General features: G+C 67.4%; 2 protein-coding genes. Both read right to left on the bottom strand.

Annotation, left to right across the window (positions count from 1 at the left end):
- Nucleotides 1-19: 19 nt before the first annotated feature.
- Nucleotides 20-5191 (bottom strand): type I polyketide synthase, encoded by a 5172-nt coding sequence (locus tag PS467_RS38870; RefSeq protein ID WP_311039227.1) that lies wholly within the window; start codon nucleotides 5189-5191, stop codon nucleotides 20-22.
- Nucleotides 5191-16704: an SDR family NAD(P)-dependent oxidoreductase gene (locus PS467_RS38865; RefSeq protein ID WP_311039226.1), complete on the bottom strand. Its 11514-nt coding sequence runs from the start codon at nucleotides 16702-16704 to the stop codon at nucleotides 5191-5193. The genes PS467_RS38870 and PS467_RS38865 overlap by 1 nt, the downstream gene beginning before the upstream one ends.
- Between the last annotated feature and the right edge of the window lie 60 nt (nucleotides 16705-16764).

The raw sequence follows: 16764 nt of genomic DNA, 5'->3' as shown, positions 1-16764 counted from the left end.
TGCCCGCGGTCGCCACTCGCTACGACACCAGTTCCGTCGCCAGATAGTCCGCCAGGGCGGCGGTTGTCGCGTACTCGAACACCAACGCGGGAGACAGCGGGCGCCCGACGACGGCCGTCATGGCGTTTCGCAACTCGACGGCGCTCATCGAGTCGAATCCCAGTTCCTCGAAACGAGCGTCCGGGTCGATGTCATCCGGGCCGTCATGCCCCAGAGCCATGGCGACTTCTTCACGGATGATGGCGGTCAATCGGGCTCGGCGTTCCTCGACGCTCAGGGCGGTGAGATCCGGCAGGTCCGCGTCGGGCTTCTGCGGCACCGTGCGCCGGTGGGCAGTCGGTACCAGGGCCTGGAACAGCGGTGGCACCTGCACCGCACTCTCGACCGCCGCCCGGTTGATGTGTGCGGGCACGAGGTTCGCGCGGTCGGTGGCGAGTGCCGTGTCGAAGAGTTCGGTCGCTTCGTGGGCGGGCATGGGCAGCAGGCCGTTGCGGCTCATCCGGGCCAGGTCCGCGGCTCCCAAGTGCCCGCTCATGCCGGTCACGCCACCGGCCTCGGCCCACAGACCCCACGCCAACGAGACCGCGGGCAGCCCGAGGGCACGCCGGTGGGCTGCCAAGCCGTCGAGGAAGGTGTTGGCGGCGGCGTAGTTGCCCTGGCCCGGTGCGCCGACCGTCCCCGCCATGGAAGAGAAGAGCACGAACATCGACAGGCCCAGATCGCGCGTCACCTCGTGCAGGTTCCATGCGGCGTCGACCTTGGCCCGCAGCACCGTGTCGATCCGTTCCGGTGTCAGGGAGCCGATCACCGCGTCATCCAGCACACCGGCCGCATGCACCACTCCGGCCAGCGGCCGGTCCTCCGGGATGTCCGCCAGCACCCGCTCCAACGCGGACCGGTCGGCCACATCACACGCCACGATCTGGGTTTGTGCACCCAACGCCGACAGCTCCGCCAGCAGCTCCGCGGCACGATCGGCCCGCTCACCGCGACGGCTCACCAGCAGCAGGTGACGCACGCCGTGCGCCTTCACCAGGTGCCGGGCCAGCACCCCACCGGCCATGCCCGTACCACCGGTGACCAACACCGTGCCCTCAGCCAACGAGCCGACGGGCGTCGGACGGGCGGAGGTGACCGGCACCCCGCTCAGACGCGGAGCGTAAAGCGTTCCGGCACGAACGACGAGCTGTGGCTCACCGGTGGCGAGGATCGCAGCGATGTCGACGTCAGCGTCGGTGTCGGTGTCGGGGTCGGTGTCGGTGTCGGTGTCGGTGTCGGTGTCGGTGTCGACGAGAACGATCCGGTCGGGGTTCTCCGTCTGCGCCGAGCGCACCAGACCCCACACCGCCGCCCCGGCGAGATCAACGACACCCTCGCCGGGCAGACCCACCGCCCCACGTGTGACAACGACCAGCTTGCCGACCGCCGCACCCGACAACCAGGACTGCACAACCCCCAGCACGCGGTGCGTGGCCTCGTACACCCCCGCCACCACCCCCACATCCGACCCCGACCCCACCTCGAACACCACCACATCCGCCCCACCGCCCGCCGCACCGGACTGACCAACCGACGCGGGCGACCACACCACCTCGAACAACCGGTCCGACACCCCACCAGCGGCCTCGACCGCTGCCCGCAGCTGCTCCGGGGACACCGGACGAGACGTCATCGACCGCACCGAGAGCACCGGCAGGCCCGCAGTATCCGCCAACTCCACCGACACCGCACCCGGCCCCACCGGCGCGATCCGCGCCCGCACCGCCACCGCACCCGCCGCACACAACGACACCCCCTCCCACGCGAACGGAAGCGCCATCTCCACCCCACCAGCAGCCACCACCACCGCATGCAACACGGCATCCAGCAACGCCGGATGCACCCCGAGGTCGCTCACCTCCATCTCCCGCGGAAGAGAAACCTCGGCGAACAACTCCTCACCCCGCCGCCACACCGCACGCAACCCCTGAAAAGCAAACCCGTACTCATAGCCACGATCAGCCAGACGCCCATAGACATCGGTCATGTCGACAGCGACCGCCTCCACGGGTGGCCACACCGACAGGTCCGTGGTGTCCGCCGGGGAGCGCGGAACTGCGGCAGGGCCCAGAACGCCTTGGGCGTGAAGTACCCAGCTTGCCTCCCCGCTCCGGGAGTACATTGCCACCGGACGGCGACCGGTCTGGCCGACGTCGCCGACGACCACCCGGATCCGCACCCCGCCCTCGGCAGGCAACACCAACGGCGCCCGCAGCATCAGCTCCTCCAGCGCGTCGCACTTCACCTCGTTCCCGGCGCGAATCGCCAATTCCACGAATCCGGTGCCGGGGAACAACACCGTTCCCGCCACCACGTGATCCGCCAGCCACGGTTGCGCGGCCGTCGACAGCCAGCCGGTCAGCACCACCCCGCCGGTATCCGGCTGCTCGACCACCGCACCCAGCAACGCGTGTCCGGCACTGTCCAATCCGAGCCTCGACACATCACCCGGCGCTGTCGGGCCCGACAACCAGAACCGACGGTGCTGAAACGCATACGTCGGCAACGGCACGCGTCGGACAACGCTTCCGGCGAACACTCGGCGCCACTCGACCCGCACACCGCTCACCGCCAGCTGTCCCAACGCCGTGATCACGGAAGAAGCCTCTGGGCGCTTTTTCCGCAGCACGGGAACGGTCAGCGCGGATGGAATGGTGGCCGTCAGCCCACTGGCCGGACCCAGTTCGACAAACCGAGTCACACCATCCGATACCAGACACCGCACACCATCCGCGAACCGCACCGGCTGCCGCACATGATCCACCCAATACTCAGCCGAACCATAACCATCCCGAGCCCACTCACCACTCACATTCGACACCAGCGGAATCTCCGCCACACCCACCGACACCCCCGCCGCAACCTCACCGAACCCACCCAACATCGGATCCATCAACGGCGAATGAAACGCATGAGACACCGCCAACCGACGCACCCTGCGCCCCCGCTCCCGCCACCCCGCCGCAACCTCACCCACAGCCTCCTCCACACCAGAAACCACCACCGCATCCGGACCATTGACCGCAGCAAGAACAGCACCCTCCACCAACGACTCCGCCACCTCCTCCGCACTGGCCTCAACCGCCACCATCGCCCCACCCGCAGGCAACCCCTGCATCAACCGCCCCCGCGCCACCACCAACACCGCCGCATCCGCCAAAGACAACACACCCGACACATGCGCCGCCGCCAACTCACCCACCGAATGCCCCACCACAACATCCGGACACACACCCCAACCCTCCAACACACGGAACAACGCCACCCCCACAGCGAACAACGCCGGCTGCGCAAACTCCGTCGAATCCAGCAACCCCGCATCCTCACCCCACATCACCTCACGCAACGACAGCCGCAGATGCCGATCCAACTCCCCCACCACCACATCAAACACCTCAGCGAAAGCGGCACAATCCGCATACAACTCCGCGCCCATACCCAGCCACTGCGACCCCTGCCCCGGGAACACAAAAGCCGTCTTGCCCTCACCCGCCGCACGCCCCCGCACCACACCCCGCCCAGGCTCCCCCTCGACCAGACCCACCAACCCCCGGACCAGCTCCTCCCGATCAGCACCGACCACCACAGCCCGATGCTCGAACACCGACCGCCCCGCCAAGGAAAAGCCCACATCGGCAGCGCTCAGCTCAGGATGGCGCTGGAGGTGCTCCAGGAGTCGGCGTGCTTGATCCGTCAAACCCGCGTCACTCTTGGCAGACAGCACCCACGGCACCACCGGCAACCTCATGCCTGCCGGCTCCGGGACCGCCTCCAACGCGGGTGCCTGCTCAAGAATCACATGCGCGTTCGTCCCACTGATCCCGAACGACGACACACCAGCCCGCCGCGGCCTGCCACCATCCCCCGGCCACACCTGCTCCTCAACCAACAACTCCACCAAACCAGCCGACCAATCCACATGCGGCGTCGGCTCATCCACATGCAACGTCCGCGGCAACACCCCATGCCGCATCGCCTCCACCATCTTGATCACACCAGCCACACCCGCCGCAGCCTGCGTATGACCCAGATTCGACTTCACCGACCCCAACCACAACGGACACTCCCGACCCTGCCCATACGTCGCGAGAACAGCCTGGGCCTCGATCGGATCACCCAGTGTGGTGCCGGTGCCATGCGCCTCCACCACATCCACATCCGACGGCGACAACCCCGCACCCGCCAACGCCGAACGGATCACCCGCTGCTGCGACGGACCATTCGGCGCCGTCAAACCATTCGACGCACCATCCTGATTCACCGCCGAACCCCGCACCACCGCCAACACCTCATGCCCCAACCGCCGCGCATCCGACAACCGCTCCACCACCAACAACCCCCCACCCTCAGCAAACCCCGTCCCATCAGCCAACCCCGAAAACGCCTTACACCGCCCATCCACCGACAACCCACGCTGCCGACTGAACTCCGAAAAAATCATCGGCGACGCCATCACCGTCACCCCACCCGCCAACGCCACATCACACTCACCCGACCGCAACGACTGCACCGCCAAATGCAACGCCACCAACGACGACGAACACGCCGTATCCACCGAAACAGCCGGACCCTCCAACCCCAACACATACGACACACGCCCCGACGCCACACTCGACGTCAAGCCGGTCATTCGGTGGCCTTCCGCGCTCCCGTCCGACACGATCCCGTAGCCCTGGGTCGCAATACCGGCGAACACTCCGGTTGCGCTACCGCGCAACGTCAGTGGATCGATCCCCGCCTGTTCGAACCCCTCCCACGACAACTCCAACAACAACCGCTGCTGCGGATCCATCGCCAACGCCTCACCCGGCGAAATCCCGAAAAACGCCGCGTCAAAACCCGCCGCGTCATGCAGGAAACCCCCGGACCGGGTATACGACCTGCCCACCGCATCAGGATCAGGATCGAACAACCGCTCCATATCCCAGCCCCGATCGACCGGGAACCCCGACACCACATCCCGGCCACCGGCGACCACATCCCACAGGTCCTCCGGCGAATTCACCCCACCCGGAAACCGGCACGCCATACCCACCACCGCGACCGGCTCGGACAGACTCGCGGCGAGGGCCTTGTTCTGTTGTTTCAAGCGCTCGACCTGCATCAGCGCTTTACGCAGGGCTTCCGTGGCCTGGTCCACTTTGGTGCGCATCAGTCAGTCACCTGTATATCGTCGTGGTCGCCGAGGGCGACACCGAGAAGATCTTCCAGGTCCATATCCGCAAGATCTTTTCCTTGTGGTTCCGGGGCTGTCGACACGCCGTTCTCCACATTCGCCAGATTCATCAGTGTTTCGAGCACGCCCGCCTGACGCAGTCGGCCGATGGGGATGGAGGCGATCAACTTCCGGACTTCCTCGTCCTGCGGATCCGAATGCGGCGCCGACCGGGGCGTGTCGGTCGCGATGTTGTCCTGGATGTGCCGGGCCAGCGCCTTGGGCGTGGGGTGGTCGAACACCACCGTGGCCGACAGGGCCACGCCGGTGGCGCTCTTCAGCCGGTTCCGCAGCTCGACCGCCGTCAGGGAGTCGAAACCGAGGTCCTGGAAGGCCCGGTCCGGAGCGACGTCGTCGGGCGCCACATGTCCGAGCACGGTAGCGATGTGCGAACACACCAGCTCAAGCACCACCGCGTCCTGCTCGTCCGCGGGCAGCCCGTGCAGCCGCTGCGCCAACGCCGACATCGACGCCGCCGCCGCGCGATCGCCGTCGACGACCCGACGCACCCGACCGCGCACCAACCCGGCGAACAGCGGTGGGAGCACCTCACTCGCGGCCTGCTTGCGCAACCCGGTGACGTCGACGCGGGCCGGCACCATGTGCGCACGATCGGCGAGCAGCGCCACGTCGAACAGTTCGGTCGCCTCATGTGCGGCCATGGGCTGCACACCACCTCGTCCCAGCCGGGCCAGATCCTCCGCACCCAAGTGCCCGGTCATGGCACTGGCCTCGGCCCACAGACCCCACGCCAACGAGACCGCGGGCAGCCCGAGGGCACGCCGGTGCGCCGCCAAGCCATCGAGGAAGGTATTCCCAGCGGCGTAATTGCCCTGACCCGGTGCGCCGACCGTCCCCGCCATCGACGAGAACAACACAAACATCGACAGGCCCAGGCCACGCGTCACCTCATGGAGATTCCACGCCGCGTCGACCTTGGCCCGCAGCACCGTGTCGACCCGCTCCGGTGTCAGGGAGCCGATCACCGCGTCGTCCAGCACACCAGCCGCGTGGACCACCCCGGCCAGCGGCCGGTCCTCCGGGATGTCCGCCAGCAACCGCTCCAACGCGGACCGGTCGGCCACATCACACGCCACCACCCGAGTATCCGCCCCCAGCTCGGACAACTGGGCCACCAGCTCCCCAGCGCCATCGGCCCGCGCGCCATGACGACTGACCAGCAGCAGATGACGCACACCGTGCGCCTGCACCAGGTGCCGGGCCAGCACCGCACCGGCCATCCCCGTACCACCGGTGACCAACACCGTGCCGTCAGCCAACGAGCCGGGCATCGTGAGCACGAGTTTTCCCGTGTGCCGTGCTTGGCTGAGGAATCGGTACGCAGCCGGGGCGTTGCGCACATCCCAGGTGGTGACCGGCAGCGGCCGCAGGATTCCCGCCTCGAAGAGACGAAGCAGCTCGGTCAGGATCTCTCGAATCCGCCCGGCTCCCGTTTCGAACAGATCGAACGCGCGGTAGCGGACTCCGGGATGTGTCTCCGCGACCGACTCGGCGTTCCGTACGTCAGTCTTGCCCATTTCCAGGAATCGCCCGCCACGAGGCAGCAGCCGCAACGACGCGTCGACGAACTCGCCGGCGAGCGAGTCCAGGACCACGTCCATGCCACGACCGCCCGTGCTCGCCAGGAACTTCCGCTCGAACTCGACCGTCCGCGAATTGGCGATGTGGTCGTCGTCGAATCCCAGGTTTCGCAAGGTGTCCCACTTGCCGGGGCTGGCCGTGGCGAACACCTCCAGACCCAAGTGCCGAGCCAGTTGGAGCGCCGCCAGGCCGACGCCGCCCGTCGCCGCGTGTACGAGCAAGGATTCACCGGTCCGCACCCTGCCCAGATCCACCAGTGCGTAGTACGCGGTCAGGAACGCCACGGAGACGGCGGCGGCCTGGGGGAAGGACCATCCCGTGGGCATGGTGACGACCAGACGGTGGTCGGTCACGACTCGCGGACCGGTGCCCACCAGCACGCCCATCACACGGTCCCCAACCGCCAGATCGGTCACCCCGGGCCCGACCTCCACGACCACACCGGCGCCCTCGCCACCCGGCACGGCGTCCTCGTCGGGGTACATGCCGAGGGCGATCAGCACATCGCGGAAGTTCATGCCGGCGGCCCGTACCGCGACGCGGACCTCGCCCGTCCTCAGCGGGGCCTCCGCCTCCGGGAAGGGCTCGATGGTCAGGTTTTCCAGCGTTCCCTTCTCGGTGAGCCCCAGCCGCCATGCCTCGGGTCCTTCCGGCAGGGCCAGGACACCGTCGAGGGACGCGGTGGTGAGGCGGGGGATGTGGATCTTCCCGGCACGGACGATGAGCTGTGGTTCACCGGTGGCGAGGATCGCACCGGTGTCGGCATCGGTGTCGGTGTCGGTGTCGGTGTCGGTGTCGACCAGAACGATCCGGTCGGGGTTCTCCGTCTGCGCCGAGCGCACCAGACCCCACACCGCCGCCCCGGCGAGATCAGCGACACCCTCGCCGGGCAGACCCACCGCCCCACGTGTGACAACGACCAGCTTGCCGACCCCCGCACCCGACAGCCACGCCTGCACAACCTCCAGCACGCGGTGCGTGGCCTCGTACACCCCCGCCACCACCCCCACATCCGATCCCGACCGCACCTCGAACACCACGGCGTCCGCCCCACCGCCCGTCTTACGGAACTCCTCCCACGACACCGCCGATACCGCGCGGGGCCGGCCGTCCGGCGCAGGCGACCACGCCACCTCGAACAACCGGTCCGACACCCCACCGGCGGCCCGGACCGCTGCCCGCAGCTGTTCCGGGGGCACCGGGCGAGACATCATCGACCGCACCGAGAGCACCGGCAGGCCCGCAGTATCCGCCAACTCCACCGACACCGCACCCGGCCCCACCGGCGCGATCCGCGCCCGCACCGTCACCGCACCCGCCGCACACAACGACACCCCCTCCCACGCGAACGGAAGCGCCATCTCCACCCCGCCAGCAGCCACCACCACCGCATGCAACACGGCATCCAGCAACGCCGGATGCACCCCGAGGTCGCTCACCTCCATCTCCCGCGGAAGAGAAACCTCGGCGAACAACTCCTCACCCCGCCGCCACACCGCACGCAACCCCTGAAAAGCAGGCCCGTACTCATAACCACGCTCAGCCAGACGCCCATAGACATCGGTCATGTCGACAGCGACCGCCTCCACGGGTGGCCACACCGACAGGTCGGCGACGTTCGATGCCGGGTCACCCGAGCCCAATGTGCCTTCGGCGTGCAGAACCCAGTCCGTATCGCCGACGTCGCTGCGCGAATACACCGCCACAGGGCGTTGCTCCGCCTCCCCGGCGACGACGACCCGGATCTGTACCCCGCCCTCGGCCGGCACTACCAACGGCGCGCGCAGCATCAACTCTTCGACGACACCGCAACCCACCTCGTCGCCGGCGCGGATCGCCAACTCCACGAACCCGGTACCGGGGAACAATGTCGTCCCCGCCACCGCATGATCCGCCAGCCACGGCTGGTCCGCCGTCGACAACCGGCCGGTCAGCACCACCCCGCCCGTGTCCGGCTGCTCGACCACGGCACCCAGCAAGGCGTGCTCGGTTCCCTCCAGCCCGAACCGCTTCACATCCCCCGGCGCACCGGACCCGCGCAACCAGTACCGGGACCGCTGAAACGCATACGTCGGCAACGGCACCCGCCGCGCACCACGTCCGATGACAGCACGCCAATCGACACGGGCACCCCGGACATGGGCCGCACCCAGTGAAGTCAGGAATCGGTCCAGCCCGCCATCGCCACGTCCGAGGGACGGGATGACGACGGCTTCCCCATGGTCGTCCGCACGATCGTCGGCGGCGTCCTCGATACCCGCGATCAGCACCGGGTGCGGGCTGGCCTCGATGAAGAACCGGTATCCCTGACCACGGGCGGAGCGCACGGCGGCTGCGAATTCCACCGTGTGCCTGATGTTTCGATACCAGTAGTCGCCGTCCAGCACGTCGGTGTCGAGCAGGTCTCCCGTGACCGTCGAGAAGAACGAGATCTCGGTGGTACACGGCTCGATGCCGGACAACGCGGCGAGCAGCTCCTCTCGGATCGCCTCGACCTGTGCCGAGTGCGAGGCGTAGTCCACGTCGATGCGGCGGGCGCGTACGTCCTCGGCCGCACAACGTGCCATCAGGTCGTCCAGCCCGGCCGGTTCGCCTGCCACCACGACCGCGGCGGGACCGTTGACGACTGCGATGCTCAGCGGGTGGCCGCAACGCCCTATCAGCTTCTTCGCCTGCTCCACTCCACACGCGAGGGAGACCATGCCGCCGGCTCCGGAGAGGGCGGTCAGCAGCCGGCTCCGCAAGGCGACCACACGGACGGCGTCACGCAGCGAGAGCGCACCGGCCACGTGCGCGGCGGCGATCTCACCCTGGGAGTGTCCGATCACGGCGTCCGGACGCACACCGGCCGACCGCCACAGTTCGACCAGCGAGACCATCACGGCGAACAACGCGGGCTGCACGACGTCGACGCGATCGAGCGAAGGGGCTCCGTCAGCACCTCGCAGCACATCGATCAATGACCAGTCCACGAACTCGTCGAGAGCGGTCGCGCAGGCACGCATCTTTTCCGCGAATATCGGTGACGTGTCGATGAGTGCGGCGCCCATGCCGAGCCATTGCGACCCCTGTCCGGGGAAGACAAAAGCCGTCTTGCCCTCACCCGCCGCACGCCCCCGCACCACACCCCGCCCAGGCTCCCCCTCGACCAGACCCACCAGCCCCCGGACCAGCTCCTCCCGATCAGCACCGACCACCACAGCCCGATGCTCGAACACCGACCGATGGGTCAACGAATGACCGACATCGACCACGTCCAGCTCAGGATGGCACTCGAGGTGCTCCAGCAGTCGGCGTGCTTGATCCGTCAAACCCGCATCACTCTTCGCTGACAGCACCCACGGCACCACCGGCAACCTCATGCCTGCCGGTTCCGGGACCGCCTCCAACGCTGGTGCCTGCTCAAGAATCACATGCGCGTTCGTGCCACTGATCCCGAACGACGACACACCAGCCCGCCGCGGCCTGCCACCATCCCCCGGCCACACCTGCTCCTCAACCAACAACTCCACCAAACCAGCCGACCAATCCACATGCGGCGTCGGCTCATCCACATGCAACGTCCGCGGCAACACCCCATGCCGCATCGCCTCCACCATCTTGATCACACCAGCCACACCCGCCGCAGCCTGCGTATGACCCAGATTCGACTTCACCGACCCCAACCACAACGGACACTCCCGACCCTGCCCATACGTCGCCAACACCGCCTGCGCCTCGATCGGATCACCCAACGTCGTCCCCGTCCCATGCGCCTCCACCACATCCACATCCGACGGCGACAACCCCGCACCCGCCAACGCCGAACGAATCACCCGCTGCTGCGACGGACCATTCGGCGCCGTCAAACCATTCGACGCACCATCCTGATTCACCGCCGAACCCCGCACCACCGCCAACACCTCATGCCCCAACCGCCGCGCATCCGACAACCGCTCCACCACCAACAACCCCCCACCCTCAGCAAACCCCGTCCCATCAGCCAACCCCGAAAACGCCTTACACCGCCCATCCACCGACAACCCACGCTGCCGACTGAACTCCGAAAAAACCGTCGGCGACGCCATCACCGTCACCCCACCCGCCAACGCCACATCACACTCACCCAACCGCAACGACTGCACCGCCAAATGCAACGCCACCAACGACGACGAACACGCCGTATCCACCGAAACAGCCGGACCCTCCAACCCCAACACATACGACACACGCCCCGACGCCACACTCGACTGCAACCCCGTCGACCGATACCCATCCACCACATCACCAGCATCAATCCCATACGCCTGCGTAATCAACCCCGCAAACACACCCGTCGCCGAACCACGCAACGACACCGGATCAACACCAGCCCGCTCCAACGCCTCCCACGACAACTCCAACAACAACCGCTGCTGCGGATCCATCGCCAACGCCTCACCCGGCGAAATCCCAAAAAACCCCGCATCAAAACCCGCCGCATCCGCCAGAAAACCACCAGACCGCGTATACGACCTCCCCACCGCATCAGGATCAGGATCAAACAAACCCGCCACATCCCAACCCCGATCAACCGGAAACCCCGACACCACATCCCGACCACCGGCAACCACATCCCACAAGTCCTCCGGCGAATCCACCCCACCCGGAAACCGGCACGCCATACCCACCACCGCGATCGGCTCGGAGAGACTGGCGGCAGCGGCCGGTGCGCGCCGGACCTGCGACCGGGTGCCGGTGATCTTTTCGCGGATGTGCCGCGCGAGCGCGTTGGGCGTGGGGTAGTCGAAGACGAGGGTGGTCGGCAGCGTCAGACCCGTGGCGTTGTTGAGCCGGTTGCCGAGTTCGACCGCAGTCAACGAGCTGAATCCGAGGTCCTGGAAGGCCCGGTCCGGATCGACGGCGTCGGCGCCCGCATGCCCGAGCACAGCGGCGATGTGCGAACGTACCAGCTGAAGCACCACCGCGTCCTGCTCGCTTGCGGACACTCCGTCCAGGCGCTGCGCCAACGCCGACTCCGCAGCACGAGCAGTGTCGACCGTCCGGCGCACCCGGCCGCGCACCAACCCGGCGAGCAACGGGGGCACCAGTCCACTCGCCAATCGGTCCCGCAACCTGGTGACGTCGATGCGCGCCGGCACCATGTGCGCCCGGTCGGCGAGCAGCGCCACGTCGAACAGTTCGGTCGCCTCATGTGCGGCCATGGGCTGCACACCACCTCGTCCCAGCCGGGCCAGATCCTCCGCACCCAAGTGCCCGGTCATGGCACTGGCCTCGGCCCACAGACCCCACGCCAACGAGACCGCGGGCAGCCCGAGGGCACGCCGGTGCGCCGCCAAGCCGTCGAGGAAGGTGTTGGCGGCGGCGTAGTTGCCCTGACCCGGTGCGCCGACCGTCCCCGCCATGGAAGAGAAGAGCACAAACATCGACAGGCCCAGGCCACGTGTCAACTCATGGAGATTCCACGCCGCGTCGACCTTCGCCCGCAACACCACGTCGACCCGCTCCGGTGTCAGGGAGCCGATCACCGCGTCGTCCAGCACACCAGCCGCATGCACCACCCCGGCCAGTGGCCGGTCCTCCGGGATGTCCGCCAGCACCCGCTCCAACGCGGACCGGTCGGCCACATCACACGCCACAACCCGAGCATCGGCCCCCAGCTCGGACAACTCGGCCACCAGCTCCCCAGCACCATCGGCCCACTCACCGCGACGACTGACCAGCAGCAGATGACGTGCGCCGTGCGCCTGCACCAGGTGCCGGGCCAGCACCGCACCGGCCATCCCCGTACCACCGGTGACCAACACCGTGCCCTCAGCCAACGAGCCGACGGGCGTCGGACGGGCGGAGGTGACCGGCACCCCGCTCAGACGCGGAGCGTAAAGCGTTCCGGCACGAACGACGAGCTGTGGCTCACCGGTGGCGAGGATCGCAGCGATGTCGACGTCAGCGTCGGTGTCGGTGTCGGTGTCGGTGTCGACCAGGACGATCCGGTCGGGGTTCTCCGTCTGCGCCGAGCGCACCAGACCCCACACCGCCGCCCCGGCGAGATCAGCGACACCCTCGCCGGGCAGACCCACCGCCCCACGTGTGACAACGACCAGCTTGCCGCCCGCGCCACCCGACAACCAGGACTGCACAACCCCCAGCACGCGGTGCGTGGCCTCGTACACCCCCGCCACCACCCCCACATCCGACCCCGCCCCCACCTCGAACACCACCACATCCGCCCCACCGCCCGCCGCACCGGACTGACCAACCGACGCGGGCGACCACACCACCTCGAACAACCGGTCCGACACCCCACCAGCGGCCTCGACCGCTGCCCGCAGCTGCTCCGGGGACACCGGACGAGACGTCATCGACCGCACCGACAGCACCGGCAGACCCGCAGTATCCGCCAACTCCACCGACACCGCACCCGGCCCCACCGGCGCGATCCGCGCCCGCACCGCCACCGCACCCGCCGCACACAACGACACCCCCTCCCACGCAAACGGAAGGACCGTTTCAGCGGTGCTGATGTCGTTGATGTGCCACGCATGCAGTACGCCGTCCAGCAGCGCCGGATGCACCCCGAGGTCGCTCACCTCCGTGTCCTGCGGGAGAGAAACCTCGGCGAACAACTCCTCACCCCGCCGCCACACCGCACGCAACCCCTGGAAAGCAGGCCCGTACTCATAGCCACGATCAGCCAGACGCCCATAGACATCGGTCATGTCGACAGCGACCGCGCCTTCGGGCGGCCACACCGACAGATCTGTGGCGTCGGCCGACGATTCTTCCGAGCTCAATTCGCCCTCGGCGTGCAGGACCCATTCAGTGCCGCCACGCGAATACATCGCCACTGGGCGACGACCGTTCTGGCTGACCTCGCCGACGACCACCCGAATCCGCACACCGCCCTCGGTCGGCAACACCAACGGCGCCCGCAGCGTCAGGTCTTCGATGACACCGCAGTCCACCTCGTCCCCGGCGCGGATGCCCAATTCCACGAACGCCGTGCTGGGGAACACCGTCGTTCCCGCCACCGCGTGATCCGCCAGCCACGGTTGCGCGGCCGTCGACAGCCAGCCGGTCAGCACCATCCCGCCGGTATCCGGCTGCTCGACCACCGCACCCAGCAACGCGTGCTCGGTTCCCTCCAACCCGAACCGCTTCACGTCCCCCGGCGCACCGGACCCGCGCAACCAGTACCGGGACCGCTGAAACGCATACGTCGGCAACGGCACCCGCCGCGCACCAGGTCCGATGACAGCACGCCAATCGACACCCACGCCGGCTACCGCCAGCTGTCCCAACGCGGCGATCGCAGAGAACGCTTCTGGGCGCTCTTTCCGCAGCACGGGAACGGTCAGCGCGGATGGAATGGTGGCCGTCAGCCCACTGGCCGGACCCAGTTCGACAACCCGAGTCACACCAGCCGATACCAGACACCGCACACCATCCGCGAACCGCACCGGCTGCCGCACATGATCCACCCAGTACTCAGCCGAACCATAACCATCCTGAGCCCACTCACCACTCACATTCGACACCAGCGGAATCTCCGCCACACCCACCGACACCCCCGCCGCAACCTCACCGAACCCACCCAGCATCGGATCCATCAACGGCGAATGAAACGCATGAGACACCGCCAACCGACGAACCCTGCGCCCCCGCTCCCGCCACCCCGCCGCAACCTCACCCACAGCCTCCTCCACACCAGAAACCACCACCGCATCCGGACCATTGACCGCAGCAAGAACAGCACCCTCCACCAGCGACTCCGCCACCTCCTCCGCACTGGCCTCAACCGCCACCATCGCCCCACCCGCAGGCAACCCCTGCATCAACCGACCCCGCGCCACCACCAACACCGCCGCATCCGCCAAAGACAACACACCCGACACATGCGCCGCCGCCAACTCACCCACCGAATGCCCCACCACAACATCCGGACACACACCCCAACCCTCCAACACACGGAACAACGCCACCCCCACAGCGAACAACGCCGGCTGCGCAAACTCCGTCGAATCCAGCAACCCCGCATCCTCACCCCACATCACCTCACGCAACGGCAGCCGCAGATGCCGATCCAACTCCCCCACCACCACATCAAACACCTCAGCGAAAGCGGCACAATCCGCATACAACTCCGCGCCCATACCCAGCCACTGCGACCCCTGCCCCGGGAACACAAAAGCCGTCTTGCCCTCACCCGCCGCACGCCCCCGCACCACACCCCGCCCAGGCTCCCCCTCGACCAGACCCACCAGCCCCCGGACCAGCTCCTCCCGATCAGCACCGACCACCACAGCCCGATGCTCGAACACCGACCGATGGGTCAACGAATGACCGACATCGACCACGTCCAGCTCAGGATGGCACTGGAGGTGCTCCAGCAGTCGGCGTGCTTGATCCGTCAAACCCGCATCACTCTTCGCTGACAGCACCCACGGCACCACCGGCAACCTCATGCCTGCCGGTTCCGGGACCGCCTCCAACGCTGGTGCCTGCTCAAGAATCACATGCGCGTTCGTGCCACTGATCCCGAACGACGACACACCAGCCCGCCGCGGCCTGCCACCATCCCCCGGCCACACCTGCTCCTCAACCAACAACTCCACCAAACCAGCCGACCAATCCACATGCGGCGTCGGCTCATCCACATGCAACGTCCGCGGCAACACCCCATGCCGCATCGCCTCCACCATCTTGATCACACCAGCCACACCCGCCGCAGCCTGCGTATGACCCAGATTCGACTTCACCGACCCCAACCACAACGGACACTCCCGACCCTGCCCATACGTCGCCAACACCGCCTGCGCCTCGATCGGATCACCCAACGTCGTCCCCGTCCCATGCGCCTCCACCACATCCACATCCGACGGCGACAACCCCGCACCCGCCAACGCCGAACGAATCACCCGCTGCTGCGACGGACCATTCGGCGCCGTCAAACCATTCGACGCACCATCCTGATTCACCGCCGAACCCCGCACCACCGCCAACACCTCATGCCCCAACCGCCGCGCATCCGACAACCGCTCCACCACCAACAACCCCCCACCCTCAGCAAACCCCGTCCCATCAGCCAACCCCGAAAACGCCTTACACCGCCCATCCACCGACAACCCACGCTGCCGACTGAACTCCGAAAAAACCGTCGGCGACGCCATCACCGTCACCCCACCCGCCAACGCCACATCACACTCACCCGACCGCAACGACTGCACCGCCAAATGCAACGCCACCAACGACGACGAACACGCCGTATCCACCGAAACAGCCGGACCCTCCAACCCCAACACATACGACACACGCCCCGACGCCACACTCGACTGCAACCCCGTCGACCGATACCCATCCACCGCATCACCAGCATCAATCCCATACGCCTGCGTAATCAACCCCGCAAACACACCCGTCGCCGAACCACGCAACGACACCGGATCAACACCAGCCCGCTCCAACGCCTCCCACGACAACTCCAACAACAACCGCTGCTGCGGATCCATCGCCAACGCCTCACCCGGCGAAATCCCAAAAAACCCCGCATCAAAACCCGCCGCGTCATGCAGGAAACCCCCGGACCGCGTATACGACCTGCCCACCGCATCAGGATCAGGATCGAACAAACCCGCCACATCCCAACCCCGATCAACCGGAAACCCCGACACCACATCCCGACCACCGGCAACCACATCCCACAAGTCCTCCGGCGAATCCACCCCACCCGGAAACCGGCACGCCATACCCACCACCGCGATCGGCTCGGACGAACGCGTCACCAACGTCTCGATCCGCTGCTTGAGCCGCTCGTTCTCCTTGAGCGACACACGCAGTGCCTCGATCAGCTCACCATCAGAACCGGTCACGGAAACCACACTTTCCATTAAGAGGCCCACCGACGTTGTCCGAGGTCGATAGCGCGCGGA

The organism is Streptomyces luomodiensis, assembly GCF_031679605.1.
Lineage (GTDB): Bacteria > Actinomycetota > Actinomycetes > Streptomycetales > Streptomycetaceae > Streptomyces > Streptomyces luomodiensis.
Note: the sequence above shows the minus strand (reverse complement) of the source record. Positions and strands in the feature narration are given on the sequence as shown.

Coding starts and splice junctions, on each gene's coding strand:
- PS467_RS38870 (WP_311039227.1), bottom strand. CDS start 5,191: ATGCGCACCAAAGTGGACCAGGCCACGGAAGCCCTGCGTAAAGCGCTG.